Source organism: Pleurocapsa sp. PCC 7319 (assembly GCF_000332195.1).
GTDB lineage: Bacteria > Cyanobacteriota > Cyanobacteriia > Cyanobacteriales > Xenococcaceae > Waterburya.
Genome location: NZ_KB235922.1, coordinates 2,364,131 through 2,379,446, shown reverse-complemented (window position 1 = coordinate 2,379,446; position 15,316 = coordinate 2,364,131). Strand labels below are relative to the sequence as shown.

At 39.9% G+C, this 15,316-nt stretch carries 18 protein-coding genes and 1 pseudogene; 10 read left to right on the top strand and 9 right to left on the bottom strand.

The annotated features are described in order from the left end of the window. Positions 1-34 precede the first annotated feature (34 nt). The 3 genes from PLEUR7319_RS0114635 (at position 35) to PLEUR7319_RS43135 (ending at position 2,277) form a co-directional block, all read left to right on the top strand. The gene (locus PLEUR7319_RS0114635; protein ID WP_019505975.1) at positions 35-1,336 is read left to right on the top strand and encodes a hypothetical protein; all 1,302 of its coding nucleotides are present in this window, start codon (positions 35-37) and stop codon (positions 1,334-1,336) included. A gap of 37 nt (positions 1,337-1,373) precedes the next feature. Beyond that, positions 1,374-1,970 carry a 3-isopropylmalate dehydratase small subunit gene (leuD, locus tag PLEUR7319_RS0114630; protein WP_019505974.1) on the top strand — a complete coding sequence of 199 codons (597 nt, stop codon included), beginning with the start codon at positions 1,374-1,376 and terminating at the stop codon, positions 1,968-1,970. Between the two features lie 172 nt (positions 1,971-2,142). Next, positions 2,143-2,277 carry a hypothetical protein gene (locus tag PLEUR7319_RS43135; protein WP_256380635.1) on the top strand — a complete coding sequence of 45 codons (135 nt, stop codon included), beginning with the start codon at positions 2,143-2,145 and terminating at the stop codon, positions 2,275-2,277. Between the two features lie 97 nt (positions 2,278-2,374). On the opposite strand, the gene PLEUR7319_RS0114625 is transcribed toward PLEUR7319_RS43135, so the two are convergent. From PLEUR7319_RS0114625 to PLEUR7319_RS35430, 3 genes are all read right to left on the bottom strand, one after another. Further along, positions 2,375-2,815, bottom strand: coding sequence for a GNAT family N-acetyltransferase (locus tag PLEUR7319_RS0114625; protein ID WP_019505973.1), 441 nt, complete (start codon positions 2,813-2,815; stop codon positions 2,375-2,377). Continuing rightward, positions 2,784-2,906, bottom strand: a complete 123-nt coding sequence (locus PLEUR7319_RS43130) for a hypothetical protein (RefSeq protein WP_256380634.1) — start codon at positions 2,904-2,906, stop codon at positions 2,784-2,786. The genes PLEUR7319_RS0114625 and PLEUR7319_RS43130 overlap by 32 nt, the downstream gene beginning before the upstream one ends. A 205-nt stretch (positions 2,907-3,111) precedes the next feature. Then, positions 3,112-5,001: a ferredoxin--nitrite reductase gene (locus PLEUR7319_RS35430; RefSeq protein WP_019505972.1), complete on the bottom strand. Its 1,890-nt coding sequence runs from the start codon at positions 4,999-5,001 to the stop codon at positions 3,112-3,114. Positions 5,002-5,396: 395 nt separating this feature from the next. Between PLEUR7319_RS35430 and PLEUR7319_RS0114610 the strand changes: the two genes are divergently transcribed. Beyond that, complete coding sequence (locus PLEUR7319_RS0114610; protein WP_144054310.1) at positions 5,397-5,843, top strand: hypothetical protein; 447 nt, start codon at positions 5,397-5,399, stop codon at positions 5,841-5,843. Here PLEUR7319_RS0114610 and PLEUR7319_RS0114605 read toward each other — a convergent pair. Beyond that, positions 5,840-6,058, bottom strand: coding sequence for a hypothetical protein (locus PLEUR7319_RS0114605; RefSeq protein WP_019505969.1), 219 nt, complete (start codon positions 6,056-6,058; stop codon positions 5,840-5,842). The two genes, PLEUR7319_RS0114610 and PLEUR7319_RS0114605, sit on opposite strands and share 4 nt — an antisense overlap. On the opposite strand from PLEUR7319_RS0114605, the gene PLEUR7319_RS0114600 reads away from it, so the two are divergent. Together PLEUR7319_RS0114600 and PLEUR7319_RS0114595 are read left to right on the top strand one after the other, a co-directional pair. Next, positions 6,057-6,941, top strand: coding sequence for a DMT family transporter (locus tag PLEUR7319_RS0114600; RefSeq protein ID WP_019505968.1), 885 nt, complete (start codon positions 6,057-6,059; stop codon positions 6,939-6,941). The two genes, PLEUR7319_RS0114605 and PLEUR7319_RS0114600, sit on opposite strands and share 2 nt — an antisense overlap. Further along, on the top strand, positions 6,934-8,529 hold the full coding sequence (locus tag PLEUR7319_RS0114595) for a cation:proton antiporter (RefSeq protein WP_019505967.1): 1,596 nt from the start codon (positions 6,934-6,936) through the stop codon (positions 8,527-8,529). The genes PLEUR7319_RS0114600 and PLEUR7319_RS0114595 overlap by 8 nt, the downstream gene beginning before the upstream one ends. A gap of 136 nt (positions 8,530-8,665) precedes the next feature. Here PLEUR7319_RS0114595 and PLEUR7319_RS0114590 read toward each other — a convergent pair whose 3' ends face one another. After that, on the bottom strand, positions 8,666-9,121 hold the full coding sequence (locus tag PLEUR7319_RS0114590; RefSeq protein WP_144054309.1) for an EAL domain-containing protein: 456 nt from the start codon (positions 9,119-9,121) through the stop codon (positions 8,666-8,668). A gap of 61 nt (positions 9,122-9,182) precedes the next feature. Between PLEUR7319_RS0114590 and PLEUR7319_RS0114585 the strand changes: the two genes are divergently transcribed. Beyond that, on the top strand, positions 9,183-10,424 hold the full coding sequence (locus tag PLEUR7319_RS0114585) for a hypothetical protein (RefSeq protein ID WP_019503788.1): 1,242 nt from the start codon (positions 9,183-9,185) through the stop codon (positions 10,422-10,424). Between the two features lie 136 nt (positions 10,425-10,560). Then, positions 10,561-11,458: pseudogene (locus PLEUR7319_RS43515) on the top strand (IS630 family transposase). On the opposite strand, the gene PLEUR7319_RS35420 reads toward PLEUR7319_RS43515, so the two are convergent. From PLEUR7319_RS35420 to PLEUR7319_RS0114565, 3 genes are all read right to left on the bottom strand, one after another. Continuing rightward, the gene (locus tag PLEUR7319_RS35420) at positions 11,430-11,711 is read right to left on the bottom strand and encodes a hypothetical protein (protein WP_019503389.1); all 282 of its coding nucleotides are present in this window, start codon (positions 11,709-11,711) and stop codon (positions 11,430-11,432) included. The pseudogene PLEUR7319_RS43515 and the gene PLEUR7319_RS35420 overlap by 29 nt on opposite strands. Before the next feature lie 102 nt (positions 11,712-11,813). After that, positions 11,814-13,205: an IS4 family transposase gene (locus tag PLEUR7319_RS0114570; protein WP_019503390.1), complete on the bottom strand. Its 1,392-nt coding sequence runs from the start codon at positions 13,203-13,205 to the stop codon at positions 11,814-11,816. A 92-nt stretch (positions 13,206-13,297) separates the two neighbouring features. Then, entirely contained in the window at positions 13,298-13,789 is a 492-nt protein-coding gene (locus tag PLEUR7319_RS0114565) for a hypothetical protein (protein ID WP_019505965.1), read from the bottom strand. Between the two features lie 186 nt (positions 13,790-13,975). Between PLEUR7319_RS0114565 and PLEUR7319_RS0114560 the strand changes: the two genes are divergently transcribed. Then, positions 13,976-14,212, top strand: coding sequence for a hypothetical protein (locus PLEUR7319_RS0114560; protein ID WP_019505964.1), 237 nt, complete (start codon positions 13,976-13,978; stop codon positions 14,210-14,212). On the opposite strand, the gene PLEUR7319_RS0114555 is transcribed toward PLEUR7319_RS0114560, so the two are convergent. Next, positions 14,190-15,056, bottom strand: a complete 867-nt coding sequence (locus tag PLEUR7319_RS0114555; RefSeq protein ID WP_019505963.1) for a ThiF family adenylyltransferase — start codon at positions 15,054-15,056, stop codon at positions 14,190-14,192. The genes PLEUR7319_RS0114560 and PLEUR7319_RS0114555 overlap by 23 nt on opposite strands. Here PLEUR7319_RS0114555 and PLEUR7319_RS41305 point away from each other — a divergent pair, their 5' ends adjacent. Further along, positions 15,057-15,230, top strand: coding sequence for a hypothetical protein (locus PLEUR7319_RS41305; protein ID WP_019505962.1), 174 nt, complete (start codon positions 15,057-15,059; stop codon positions 15,228-15,230). Positions 15,231-15,316: the final 86 nt, after the last annotated feature.

Below are 15,316 nucleotides of genomic sequence, written 5' to 3'. Positions count from 1 at the left end.
GAACTAAATAAATATCCCATCCCCATTGCAGATAATGACTCCCAATCCCCAAATTGTTAAGTCAATCGAAAAACTAGATTATCGTGTCACCGTCGGTGACGTAGCAGCACAGGCAGGGCTAGAATTAAACTTTGCTCAACAGGGGTTATTAGCACTGGCAAGCGAAGCGGGTGGACATCTTCAGGTTGCAGAGTCGGGAGATGTGGTTTACTTGTTTCCCAAAAACTTTCGTTCCATCCTGCGTAATAAGTATTGGCAACTGCGCTGGCAACAAACTTGGGAGAAAATCTGGCGAGTTTTATTTTATCTGATTAGAATTTCTTTTGGGGTTATTTTGATTGCTTCGATTTTACTAATGTTAGTAGCAATTATCGCAATTTTTATTGCTATAAATTCTAGTAATGATGAAAGAGAAGGCGGAAGCAATCGCAGCTATGGTGGAGGTGGATTTTTTATCCCTCGCTTCTGGATAGGTGATATATTTTGGTTGTTCGATCCTGGTTATAATCATCGTCGGCTTCAACGCAGGAGAGAGACTAGGGGGAATTACCAAATGAATTTTTTGGAAGCAGTCTATTCCTTCTTATTTGGTGATGGCAATCCCAACGCAGATTTAGAAGAGTACCGTTGGCAAGCTATAGGAGCAGTAATTCGCCGCCATAAAGGAGCAGTGGTAGGGGAACAAATTGCTCCCTATGTAGATGAGACAGATCAATACGAAGATTATATGTTGCCAGTTCTCAGCCGCTTTAATGGTTATCCTGAAGTTTCTCCCCAAGGAGAAATTATTTACTATTTTCCTGAACTTCAGGTAATGGCAAACCACAGACAAGCAAACACCATTTCTCCTGCTAGTTATCTTCAAGAAAAGCTATGGCGTTTTAGTCAAGCTGATAGCAGTCAAATTACGATGGCTGTTGGTTTAGGTGCGGTTAATATTATTCTGGCCTTTGTCCTAGGATCTCTGTTGAGAGATGGCACAATTGCTGCTCAATTGGGGGGAATAGTGGCATTTGTTGCTTCAATTCACTGGCTACTATTAGTTTATGGAATTCTATTTCTATTTATTCCTCTGGTGCGTTATTTCTGGATTCAAGGACGTAATCCCAAAATTGTTGAGCGTAATCAAGCACGTAGTACTAGAGCGATCGCCCTAAAGCAACCCGATTCATCTCTGCGTAACAAGATTGTCTATGCCAGTCAGTTTGCTCAACAAAAAGTAATTGGCGATCGCGATATTACCTACACTACTGAAGAGGAGCTCCTGGATCAAAATCTAAAAAATAGCGATCAGATAGATCGAGAGTGGCAACAAAGGTTAGAATCAGGTTCGTGATTAAATTAATAATTTTTTTAAAAAGAGTTATCGAACCATGAGCCAAGTTAAAGCAATATCAGGTAAGGCGATCGCCGTCACGGGAGATGATATCGATACGGATCGCATAATTCCTGCCCGCTATCTCCGTTGTGTCACTTTTGATGGTTTAGGGGAACATGCTTTTGAGGATGATCGCGCTCAAGCCGATGGTCAACATCCTTTTGATTTCCCTCAATATCAAGATGCTAGTGTCTTAGTTGTAAATAATAACTTTGGCTGTGGTTCATCTCGTGAACACGCTCCCCAAGCACTAGCTAAATGGGGTATTCAAGCAATTGTCGGTGAAAGTTTTGCTGAGATCTTTTTTGGTAACTGTGTGGCGATCGGTGTTCCCTGTGTAATTGCTTCTCCCTCAGAAATTAAGCAACTACAAAAATTAATTCAAGAGAATCCTCAAGCAGAGGTTTTAGTTGATTTAGAATCTATGCAAGTTACAAGCAATGATTTATCGGTGGCAGTACAAATGAACGAAGGTTCACGACAGATGTTTCTTCGGGGGACTTGGGATAATTGCGGACAATTATTGGACAATATTGCCAATATTAAAACTACTGCGGCTAACTTGCCCTACGTTGATTGGCAAAAAGTCTAGAAAATCGCTACATCAGCCGATTGATCTAGCAAGGGTAGTTTTTCTCCAAAAGCATTAATCCATGTCCCTTGGGATGAGAGAGTAGGGTTGCCTTGACAGTGCCAGCATGACACCGTAATTGGTGTGTCCGTAGAATCTTCTACCTTCGAGATTCTGCAACCATAGCGATAGCTTGGTTGTAGAGTATGTCAATGAATGCCAAGATGAGCGATCGCCTAACTTCTCATCGTTGCTGATGGCTCAACAGCAAGAATACGATACCCATTTTCTGCTAGAGCAAAGGCATATGAATAACTATGTATTATAGTCATTTCAATTAGTTTCCGCATGATAGGAGATTTCGTTAAAACAGATAATTATCGTAGGGGCGAATTGCAATTCGCCCTTACACAATCGTATAGTTTTTATTTGGAATGACTATATATGGCTGGGAATCGACCCATTAGAATGACGTTCATTCCCCTAGAAATATAGTTATCGAATCGCTCTTTTAACAAGACCGGAACCTCAACTGGCAATACTTCTTGGAATCCTATTTGCTGATAGAACGATCGCAGGTGTTGCCACGGAATACAATAACAAACTCGATCCGCAAGTTGCTCTGCGCACGCCTGAAGTAATTGTGTACCAACACCTTGACTCTGAAATGAAGCTAGAATCTGCATTCCTCGCAACACAACAAAACCATTATCTGGACACAAACGTACTGCACCAATAATTTTTCCTTCTAATTGAGCAATCAGTATCAGATCTTCTTCGTTCAGACCACCTTCATAACCACATTGATTGTAAAAAGCTTTAATGTCTTCAGTCTCAAATAGTTCTGCTAGGTTGATTGTCGTCATACTGATGAATAAAAGAGGCGATTGCGCTCCGCGCACCAGCAAAGCTGATCGCCGTCACGTTACTAGTTTGCATCTCACCTTCGTACGTCACAATGTAATACAAGGCAGCTATACCGTTTTAAATTTAAAAGACAACAGATCGTTTGTGTAGGGGCGCATGGCAATGCGCCCTTACGATCAATGTGTAGTCAAAGCTATTCAATTTGGTATTAAAAACCTGTAGAAGAAGAGAAAACAATAGACAATTACCAATTAAGCTTTAACAACAAATACTTAAGCTTGCTCACACCTATCTATTAGGCATCAATGACTACTGAACTAACAGGTTTAGAGCAACAGGTTAAAATTTGTCCTGGTTCTAAATCACTCAGGGCATCATAATCTTCTTCGTAAGTTACTTCTCCTTTGAGAATGTTGGCAACGCAAGTACCACAAGTCCCTGCACGACAGCTATTCTCAATTTCTATATCTACTTTTTCGGCTGCATCCAAAATATATTCTGGCTCAGAACAAACAGCTTCTTTCCAGGAATTAGCGAAGAATATCTTAGTAGTCTTAGCAGAATCTGCTGCTGACTCTTGAGTATCTGATGGAGGAGTTTCTTCCGTGGGAATAGACTCTTCAATAACCACTCCCTCTTTTAATTTGGCATCGAATTCTTCAATTAATAAATTACGCAATGTTACTTTGAGATCATCACAAGCAACACCTTTATTGATCAAAGTTCCTAATTCAGCATTCTGACCAACTTTACCACCAGTAAATACTTTCGCTCCTTCTACAGCTTGACCATCTTTACGAACCTTGGTCCCCATTAAGCCAATATCTCCTGCTTGAGGCTGCCCACAGGAATTAGGACATCCTGTCCAATGAAGGCGAACTCGGTTGGGAATATCTAATTCTCGATCTAATTCTTGAGCTAATTGCCAGGCTCTTTGTTTGGTTTCAATCAAAGCAAAATTGCAATACTGGGCTCCCGTACAGGAAATAACTGAGCGAGAAAGAGTGCTGGGGTTAATGGTAAATTTCTCTAATAATGGTTCACTGAGAAAAGTGTCGATATTTTCATTAGCGATATGAGGAATAATTGCGTTTTGCTCTACTGTAAGACGAATTTCCCCGTTACCATAAACTTCTGCTAATCTAGCTAGGTCAAACATGGAGTCAGCAGTTAAACGCCCCATGGGAACGTGCAAACCAACATAACTGTAGCCTGCCTGCTTCTGGGGATGTATCCCCAAATGATCTTTCTTATCTTGAGTAATTTCATCTTTTGGTGCAGCAGAGGCTAAAGTTTTGCCAAATTCTTGCTCTACTTCCGCTCGGAATTTTTCCAGCCCCCAAGTCTCGATTAACCACATCATACGAGCTTTAGGGCGACTAGCTCTCAATCCTTCCTTACCTCCATTTACGGTATAAACGGTAAGAACAGCCCGAGAAAGCTCAACCACATCTTCATCGTTAGCAGGTATCCAAACTCCTAAAGGAATTGATTCCGCACAGCGTTGAGCTGATAGATAACCACCGACTAAGACATTAAAACCCAAAACGCCGTCTTTATATGCAGGAACAAATGCCAGGTCGTTCAATTCAGCGTGAATAGAATTGTCTCTGGCTCCCTCGATCGCAATATTAAATTTGCGGGGAAGATTAGTAAAAGCATAATTACCTTCACTGTTATTGGTAATCATGTCTTGAACCTTCTTCATCATTTCCCGAGTGTCAATCAATTCATCAGGATCGATGCCCGCTACAGGAGAACCTGTTAGATTGCGAACATTGTCCATGCCTGACTGAATACTGGTCAGTCCTACTGCTTTAAACTGGCGAAAAATATCAGGAATGTCTTCTAGGCGAACACCTCTCAATTGAATGTTCTGACGTGTAGTAATATCTGCTGTTCCTTCTTCTCCGTAGCGTTGGATCGCACTAGCCAAAACCTGCATTTGTTCGCTAGTAACAACTCCATTGGGAACTCGCATTCGGACCATAAACTGACCAGGGGTTACTGGACGATAAAAAACCCCTAACCACTTAAGACGCATTTCTAAATCGGTTTTATCAACTGCTTCCCAGCCAATTTGGGCGAAATGTTCTAGTTCGTTTTTAACATCTAGACCATCCTTGGCTGCTTTTGCTTTCTCTAGTTTGTTGAGTTTGATTTTTGTATCGGCTTCAATAGTCATAAATCTAAAACTTAGTGGTTATGGAGATTCAACGCAGTTAGATTTGGTCCCAATTCTGTGTTTGCTCTTATTTCATAAGACTAAGTAGATTTATTTAGATATTTTGTATATCTAGATACGAAATAATCTTTGACATGCACTAATTGCATTACCTTTTGTTTTATTTTGCATGGTTGTTGGGTTAAAAAGCGCTGCCAAATCTAGCTTTGTTAAATGATTACATCTGAAAAAATAAACTAAAAAATTAATTTCGGCGTTGCTGATTTGAAACATGAATTTTTTAATGATCAACTATGCAATCGGATTTGCTGATAAGCTCCAAGCAATCGCTAGTTAGAAAGCTAGTTTTAGTATCAAATTTGTTTAGCTGGATCGAAAATTAGAGATAATTGGCAATGAATATCATATTGAGGAAAATTATGGGTGAAGCCAAACGACGCAAAAGATTAGATTCTACCTATGGTAATACTCCTCTGTTGAACAGTCCCAGTCAAAAGCAAAAGCACGTTGATTTAATTGTTAATGCTTTGTCGAGTCAATTTGAGACGGAACTCAAGCAAATTGCTTCGGCTGAATCAATCATTGAGCATTACGATCGCTACAAAGACAAAGTATCTGACTGGCTAAACGAAAAACTACAATCTTATCGTGAACAAGATCGCACTTTAATTGCTAGCTCAATTATGGCTTGCTATGCTGAAATTGCAATGGAATATGAAGCAAGTCCGTTGTTAATCAAATTTTTCTTTGAAATTTTAGAACCTCTACTGTCCGAAGATAAATCCCGTAGAATTGCCTCGATTGTGCAAAAAATTGAAGCAGAGCTGACTAAATCAAGTTAAATTCCGGTAGAATCTATGCTGCCAAAAAAATGAGGGAAAAAAGCGGTTTGAATACTAGTTTTTGCATCTTGAACACCCAAAAAGTTAGAGCAGATCCAGCGATCTTTATAGTTCCCAAAAATTTTCCAAGTAATTTTTTTCCTTTTTTCTAGACCTTGGTAAATTTGAGTGTGTGAGTTTTGCTTATCAATACTAATCACCACCGTCTTTTTCATGCAGAATTCTCCAATACTCTACGTCAAATTAGTTCTCACCATGGCAATTTGGGGCGGAACGTTCGTAGCAGGGAGAGTAGTTTCTCAAACTATAAACCCTTTCACTGCATCTTTTAGTCGTTTTGCGATCGCTTCTGTTTGTCTTGGATTGTTAACATTCCCAGGACAGAATAAACTACCCCGATTAACATTTCGACAAGTCCTCCTAGTTATCTTATTAGGCTTGAGCGGAGTTCTTGCTTATAATATTTTTTTCTTTGTCGGCTTGAAAGAAATTTCTGCCAGTCGTGCGGGATTGATTATTGCCTTAAATCCAGTGGCTATTACCATCAGCTCTCGGATTTTTTTTCAAGAGAAGCTTACTTCCTTAAAGATAATTGGAATTTTCATCTCGTTCTTAGGAGCAGCATTGGTAATTACTGAGGGAAATATTAGTAGCTTGATTGCTCATGGAGTTGGCAAAGGTGAGTTGTCTATTTTGGGTTGCGTTGTCAGCTGGGTAATTTATTCTCTTTTAGGAAAACTAGCAATGCAAGAATTGTCTGCTTTAACTACTACTACCTATGCAATTTGGAGCGGTACGATTTTGTTATTACCTTTAGCTATAGGGGAACAAAAAAATCAGCTACCAAATATCAACTTATTGACAGGGGTTAGTTTAGCTTATTTAGGTGTTTTAGGGACTGTAGTTGCATTTAACTGGTACTACGATGGAATTAAAGCGATCAGTGCTGCTAAAGCTGCTATTTTTATTAATTTAGTACCCGTATTTGCCATCATCTTTAGTGTTCTTTTTTTACAAGAATCCTTGTCTTATATCTTGTTGCTAGGCGGTAGTTTAGTAATATTGGGCGTATCGTTAGTCAACAAATCAAATGCCTAACAGCTTACTACTCAGCATGATCTTGATCCTTTTATTGGGATTCCTTGGTGGTCAATTAGCCAGTAAAGTCGGCGCTCCCTCATTACTGGGAATGATGATTGTAGGAATATTGCTTGGCTCGCAAGTTAGTAATTTAATTTCCGAGAGTGCTTTGAATCTAGCTGATGATTTGAGAACTATGGCAGTCATGGTTATCTTAATGCGAGCAGGTTTGGGACTAGATCGGGAAAAATTAGTTAGACAGGGCAGTGTGGCTTTGCGATTGGGTTTTCTACCCGCTATGACAGAAGCGATCGCTATATCCTTTGTTTCCATCTGGCTATTTCAGTTTGATTTCTTAACAGGTTTACTCTTAGGCTGTGTAGTCAGTGCGGAATCTCCTGCGGTAATTGTCCCGGGAATGTTACGGCTCAAAAGTTTAGGTTGGGGGGTTTCCAAGGGAATAGCCGACGCAATATTAACCGGTAGTGCTTTATCAGATGTGCTGGTACTATTGGTTTTCAGTCTGGTCTTGAATTTTTTAGCTCAAGGGAGTATCGCCTCTAATGCTTTATGGCTAATGCCAATACAGGTAATCACCCAAATTATTTTTGGAGTAATAATTGGTTATTTAACGGCAAAATTAATTGTTTTCTGCGTCATTAAACAACATTGGTGCCAAAATCCCGTACAGGAAACCTTAATTACCGCTAGTCTGGCTTTACTACTAGTTGTTTTAGCTAACCAACTTCCCTATTTTTCTGGTTACTTAGCAGTGATGGCGATGGGCTTTTTTCTAATTGAATTTAGTCCCCCCCTAGCTCGCAGATTACGTCAGGAATTTAACTATTTGTGGATTGTGGCAGAGATATTATTATTTGTACTGATGGGAGCATCTATTCAGTTAGAAGTATTAGGTGATGTCTTGTTCTCAGGAATTATCTTACTCGTAATTGGCTTGATTTTTGGTCGTACAATTGGTTGGTATTTATCCACTCTAGGAAGTAATTGGACTTGGCGCGAGAAATTATTTTTATTACCAGGAAACTCAGCTAAAGCAACGGTACAGGCAGCTATTGGAGCAATTCCACTTAGTTTGGGTATACCAGGAGGAGATATAATTCTAGCGATCGCTGCTTTATCAATTCTAATTACGGCTCCCCTTGGTGCTTGGGCAATTCCCACATTTGCCCCCAAACTCTTAACTCAAGATGCGGTAGATCCTACAAAAACGACCGTTACATTTCGTACTGTTATCTTAGGTGCGATCAATACTTCCTCGATGGCGATTTCTGTCTTAACCAAAGTTGCCGACTTAGCTCGGAGAACCAATGGCAAAGCTATGATTATCCACGTTGCTGATAATATTTCAGAATCAGAACTGCAAAAGTTGGAGCTACTGACTAACAAATTGCTGTTAGATATTCCTCATCAGTTTGTAACTACTACAGGTTTAGTATCAGAGGAAATTGTACGATTAGCTCAAGAGTGTCAAGCTACGGAAATTGTTTTAGGCAAATCTCAAAATCAGTTATCACAAGAATTATTGACTACTTCCGTATCCCAAGCAGTTTTGCAAGCCACTAAAATTCCCGTGATCATAGTTTGAAAAAATTCAACTCCGAACCAATCTATAACCTATAACTCCGTTGCGCGACGCGATAGCTAGTCCTTTAGGGTAGCTTCTGGCGTAGCGAATACTCCGAACTCCGAACCCCGAACTCCGAATTCCGAATTCCGAACCCCTAATTCCGAACTTTTAACTCATATTTACTTAAAATAGACTCGATCGCATCTGGTTCTAGAGGTTCAGCAAATAAGTATCCTTGCACGAATTCACAACCCAGACTTTTGAGACGTTCAACCTGGGCGATATTTTCGACCCCTTCAGCGATTGCATCCATTCCCAAAGTATGTGCCAAGGTAATAATAGTCTTAACAATCTCGAAGCTTTCTGGATCCGAATTAATACTATCAACAAAAGAACGGTCTATTTTCAGATTATCTATTGGTAATCGACGTAAATAACTGAGAGAAGAATAGCCTGTACCAAAATCATCGATACTTAATTTGATTTTTCGGCGTTTAATTTCTGCTAAATTGTTTTGAGTAACGTGTCCTGAATCTACCAAAACTCGTTCTGGTTCTAACGGATTTTGTGGGTAGTAGAAATACTCAGGATAATGGGGCTTGAAGCACAAAAGAAATCAAATTGAGATAAAGTCAACAAACAATCAATTGATTTTCAGTAAAAATTCAAGCATGGCAGTTTCTATCAGAGGAGATAAAAGTATTTGTTTACCCGTTAGCAGTGAAGAACAATATCAACAACTAATCGCCAATAATCACAATTATAGAGCCTATTTGCTGCAACTTTATGCCAAGTATCCTGAAATTTTTCCCAGAGAAATGGAAGCAGGGTTCAGCTTTCATGATTGGGTGGTCTCCAGCAAACAGGAACTGTCAATGCGCCGCATTAAGCTCAAAGCTAATCAGCAGGTCTATCAATTGCGTCCTGACTTCATTATGCCTTATATGGTAGGAAAAACCGACGAAATAGACAAACCAATGTATTTAAGACAATTTGGTGTGCCTTTTGACGCTTTAAGTTATGTTTTCGGTCGTAATGCCATGTACTGGTATCGTATTTACCTGTCTTTAGGTCGAGCCTCGATTGTGGGAACGACAATCAAAGACGCTCAAAAACTGCCTCCACATCTGGTAGCGGATGAAAAACATACTTGGTTAGGGGGTTCACGAGTTTATCTTCCTACTACCGTAGCATCTGGCTGTATTTTGGGAGTTAGCTTGACCGAATCAGCTAGTGCGCCAGCTTTAACTAAAGGATACGCAGAATTTCAAACCGAAGCTCGTCTTCTCGACCCCAATTATACCCCAGTGACAGTCAATACAGATGCTTGGGACGGAACTAAACAGGCTTGGCTTAATCTATTTCCCACGGTGACTTTGGTACTGTGCTTTTTGCACGCGGTGCTAAAAGTGCAGAAAGGAAGCCCCAGTTATCGCAATTTAAGAAACAAGCTCAAAGCTCTGCTCTGGAAAGCTTATAAATCCTCTACTGCTGCTAAATTCTTGCAAGGAATACGATTAGCTTTGATTTGGAGCAAAAAACATATCAGACGGAAACGCACTTTAAGCAAGATGCGTCAATTATGCCGTCGTGCTGCTCAATTCACAGTCGCTTATCAATTTCCCCAAGCTCATCGCACTAGCAATATGGTAGACCGGTTGATGAATCACCAAGACCGTTTACTCTACACTATGCAATACTTTCATGGTGACAAGGAGTCGGCAAGATTATATCTACGTTCGATGGCACTGATCTGGAATTTCCATCCCTACGCAGCTAGAACTCGCTCAAAATGCTCGTCACGGATATCGCCGTTTAGCGATCTCAATGGTTTTAGCTATCATCACAATTGGCTTCACAATTTGTTGATTGCTAGCTCGATGAACGGTCGCCAAACCCTTCAAAGTGGTTGATCCACAAAATCCGTTAGAACCAGGACGTGATAGAGCTTCAACCGCTTTCAAATAAGCTTGACTTCCAGCTTTATAGTCATTCTAAATAGGAAACATATGAAATAATATAAGCTAGATGAGAAATCAATCAGGTTAGATGACTTATAGTGTAGATTTGCGAAAGCGGGTAGTGGACTTTGTAGCGGCTGGAGGCTCCAAAGCCGAAGCATCAAGAAGATATGAGGTAAGTCTATGGTGTGTGAATGATTGGTGTCGAAGAAAGAATTTGACTCCAGCACCACAACTTGGAAGAAAGCGAAAACTAGACTCTCTAGCAATTGCCCAACATATTCAAGAAAATCCAGATGCTTTGTTAAGAGAAAGGGCGCAATATTTTGGAGTGCATACGAGTGCTATTGGGTATGCCCAGAAGCAAATGAAGTTAACTCGTAAAAAAAACGCTGAAATACACTGAACGTAAGCATAGTGAGCGAATCAGCTTTCTGAGAAATTTACGTAAAATTGTCATTCTTGACGGATCAAGCAATTTAGTTTACTTGGATGAATCAGGCTTTGAAGAATATGTCTATCGTCCTTATGGCTGGTCAAAACGAGGACAAAAAACTTACGGCGATTGCCCGAAGGGCAGTGGCTTCGCCAATCGCAATGGTAAAAGAGGAACAAGAACAAGTCTGATAGCTGGCAAAAGAGGCAAAGAGTTGTTAGCACCAGTTCTTTTTAAAGGAAGTAAATGGTGCTTTATGGTTTAATCAATGGCTCGAAGAGCATCTAATTCCCGAATTGAAACCAAACTCCACTCTAATTCTTGATAATGCGGCATTTCATCGCAAGGATGATGTGTTTCGCATTGCCGAACAAGCGGGTCACAAAGTTTTGTTTTTACCACCCTATTCACCTGATTTTAATCGTATCGAACAAGACTTTGCGACGCGAAGCTAATCCTTTAGGGCATCCTCAAAAAAAGACGTATTTATTCCGCTCCTGGTACTTCCTTGGATGACATCGTTAAATCATACGGAAATTATTTAGAATGACTATACCTAAATATTGATGACGAGAAGGATTGCCATTTTTGGTGACAAAAATCGGCTCATGGGACATCCATTTGTAATACCAATAACGACCACCCTTTTTTCCTTTAGCTTGGTAGCGCACAATCCAACAACCAGACGGAGCAATTTCACCTTCGTCCCTTATGTCTTGAATATCTTGTTGGAGTTGTTTAATAAGATGTTTAAGTTCATCTAGACGAGTGGCTAGATCCTTCTGTTGACGGGCATTAGCCATAGTTCAGCTCAGAAATAATCGGATATAGTTGTGTAACAAAGTTCGCCAACTATATTCTCATTCTAGTCCTCTCCAAAGTTACAATCAACTCGCTTCTAAACTTCAACCAGGGGAGCGTAATTGCCATCCTTCACATAAAGATTGCAGCTCTAAAAAGCCACGCCATAACACCGTGATGCCAATATTACTCTTTCGGCGATGACTCAAGTAACCGCCCAAACGAGCTACAGCTTGTATCGCCCAAGCTACCGTTAAATCTACTGCGGTGACTGATTTTCCAAATTTGGCAGCTAAAACCTCAATTTGTACCTGATTTAAAATTGAAGATGCAGGTGCATCTGGTTTGGTTCGATGAACATAGGTCATTTTTAACAATTGTGCAGCGATATTCGTTAAAAATCCCAGTAAAACTTGCATACTATCTCCAGATAGACGATAGCTTTCCGCTTTACACCCTGACTTGAGAATTTTATGATATTCTTCAATTCGCCAACGGTAAGTATACCATCGTAAAATGGTTTGTGCTTGTTCCCCATTGGTAACGGGTTCGGAGGTCAAGATCATCCATTCTACGGGTTCACAGCCTTCTGGGGGGTCAATTTCTACGGCATAAACCCCATAAACTTCAAAATATTCTGGTTCTTTCATTCTGGCAGGACTGCGAAGTTTGATGGGTGCATATCTAATTGCCAGAGTAGCGGTTCGCTCTTTTCGATTTGGGGTTTTGGCTAATTCTACTGCTACTTCCATCTTGATAGATTGAGATGGGAGCCATGACCATAAATAACTGTTTGACTCTGATAATGCCCTATTATGTGCTGCTCTTACCACTAACCCTGTATTTGCGGTTTGACTGACTTGTTCAAAGACTTCCGCGATATCTCCTTCTCGGTCAAATACATGAATTACTTTGGTGCTAATACTCTCTGGTTCGGATTTTTCTAAGAGTTTCTGGACGGATTGGAGAGCTTCTATCCATTTATAAGATTCTTTTTGTTCAATCGGACGTCTTCTTGCTTCCGCTTGCTTTTTCTGCTTCTGTTTCTGAGTTAAACTCTTACTTTCTTCATGATTTCGATGCCACAGTTTTTCTGTTAATAATCCTATGGGTTGTCCATTCTCCCCATTTACAGCTAAGGTGCTATGTAAAATTAGTCCATTCCCACCATTGCCAATGGGTCCATATTCGGCTCTTTTTTCGCGGATTTTCTTGTAATCGAGATAGGTTGTATCTCCTACTGCTAATACGATTGAGAGTTCTTTAATCTGCTCTGCTGTTTGAAGATGATAGGGTTGGCACACACTGTTTAGGCTAGTTTTCGGATTGGCAAAGAATTCATAAGCTCTTTTCAGGTCACTTGCTCTCTCAAAAATCGCGGAGAGTGGTTTGCCATATTTTAACGATAATCTCGATTCGATGAACATAGCCCTTTTGGTTAAACGCTGATCTCCAAAGTCACATTTTTCGGTTATTAAATTTTTGGTCTGATTCATTCACCACTCAAAATCTGCTCAATTATTTTGCTCTATCGAGAGGGCAGATTTCTCGAAATGGATAAAATTGTTAGCGAATATTGTTACACAACTTATATACCCTTCAAAAGATGCCGTGAAAAGTCAGAATTATCTTTACTAGTGTCAAATATCGCTGCTCCTTCTAAACAAGAGCTTACCAGTAGCGAGCCATAGCGACAGCAGTGGTCTGGTTGTGTTTTAAAGAATTGATGGCGAATGTTGTCAATCAGTTCCTTATTGCCAAAGTAAACGCTTTTACCCGAACTAAAGATGACACCCCGCTTGATGTTGTCGCCAAAATCTACTTTATCTAACTGATTCAAGTAAACCTTCGCAGCCTTAGAGGGATCGCCAAACTGTAACTGCCTACCACGATTTTTATCGAGTTTGACAATAACCAAGGAAGACAAGTCATGTTCCTCTCCCAGCAATTCTAATAAAGAATCGTTAATAGTTTCTGGCTCTGATAAATATTTCCCCGATTCAGCTAAACTCAGATCGATTACGGGAATTTTTAGTCCTGGCTCAACAGCCAAGTTGTTTTTATCCTTTTGATTGCTCATCTTTTTACTACTCCTGCGCCAATAGTATTTTCTTTCTCAAAAAAATAAATCCGACAGGATGACTTTTTAATTAGTCTTTTGAAATGAGCAAAAATAACCAATTAATTTACCTAAAGCTACTAGGTACTGGCAGTACAACTGCGCTGTATAATCTGCAAAACAAAAGTAAATAGAGAAAAACGGTCTATGAAGAATAAAGTAACTAACGTCGGTCGCGATCGCGCAATCGAGAAAAATCAACCGATTATGAAACGAAAAAAAGAAAAGATTAAAGTCCACCATAGTTTGATGGAATTTTACACGGATACAGGATTAATCGATGAATATAGAATTGAGGTAGATTATTCAAATGACAACGATAATCAAACCTATGGAGTCACTGAAGAAGAAATAGACGATCCTAAATTTTGGCTAGATCTTTAGCGTCGGGAACTATTTTGGCGATCGCCTCTTCGGTAATAAAAGTAGAGGTGGCAAAACCACTATTGAGATCTAAATAAGTAGCCAAACGATTTAATTTACCTGTTACCAGTTGAACTAGATAGCTTGCTGCCTCTGCTGCCATGCGCTGATTAATGGAAAGGCTTTGAGTATTAAGCAGGGCAAGTTCGGCGCAAGAGACGGTATTGTCATCCAATTCCTCTGGTTTTGGCTTTAATAATTCGGGGTGTTGTAGACAGGGCGCGGGCAATTTAATACACCCCAACTCATGAAATTTGTAAACATCAATCTCCGTTGATAAATGAGAACCGATTAATACCTGCCCGCTATTTGAATGATTGCCACAATCAAGCCACCAAAGTTCTGTGGCGACATCTCTGGTATGCCAAGATTGATATTGGGACAAAGCATGGGTAATTGATTGGCGAGCGAGCGCATTATCGACACAGCCAATGATAATTTTGAGCTTGTGTTCTCTCTGATAATAGTCTCTGGCAACTATTTGTGAATCGAACAAAGCTGGTAATGCATTAATCTCAACGCCCCAACTGATGCTATATCTTAATGCCAAAGTTTGAGCTTTATTTAATCCGATTTCAGCATCACAGAAGTTTTGGCGTAGGACATTTTTTCGTTCTACGGTATCTGGATCGATGAATATTAAGGTTGTTGCTTTGCCTTGCTCGTTCAGAGTTCTGGCGATTCGACAAAGACTGGGGGCAAGCCAGCTACCAGTACCACCGCATCCGACTAGGTAAAATTCTACCTGTTTATATACAGAGAGTATGATGGACTTGGCGTGAAGAATAGAGTAGTCAAAAGACATATGAGTAAATGTCATAAATGGTTTAGAAGTTTAATAGAAGCGGTAGAAAAAGATCCTACTTGGGACATTGAGCCTGAGAAAACCGCTTCTAAATTAATCCCCGAAAGGGCAAAACAAACTAAACCAAGAACGAAGGCTAATAATCTTATTTATGACCTAAAATCTAAAGCCTAAATAGCTTACAGGTTTATTCGATCTGTAAAATACACATTTATTTAATCTCAGATAATGCCAAATTGAATATTTTACGATAACGTCAT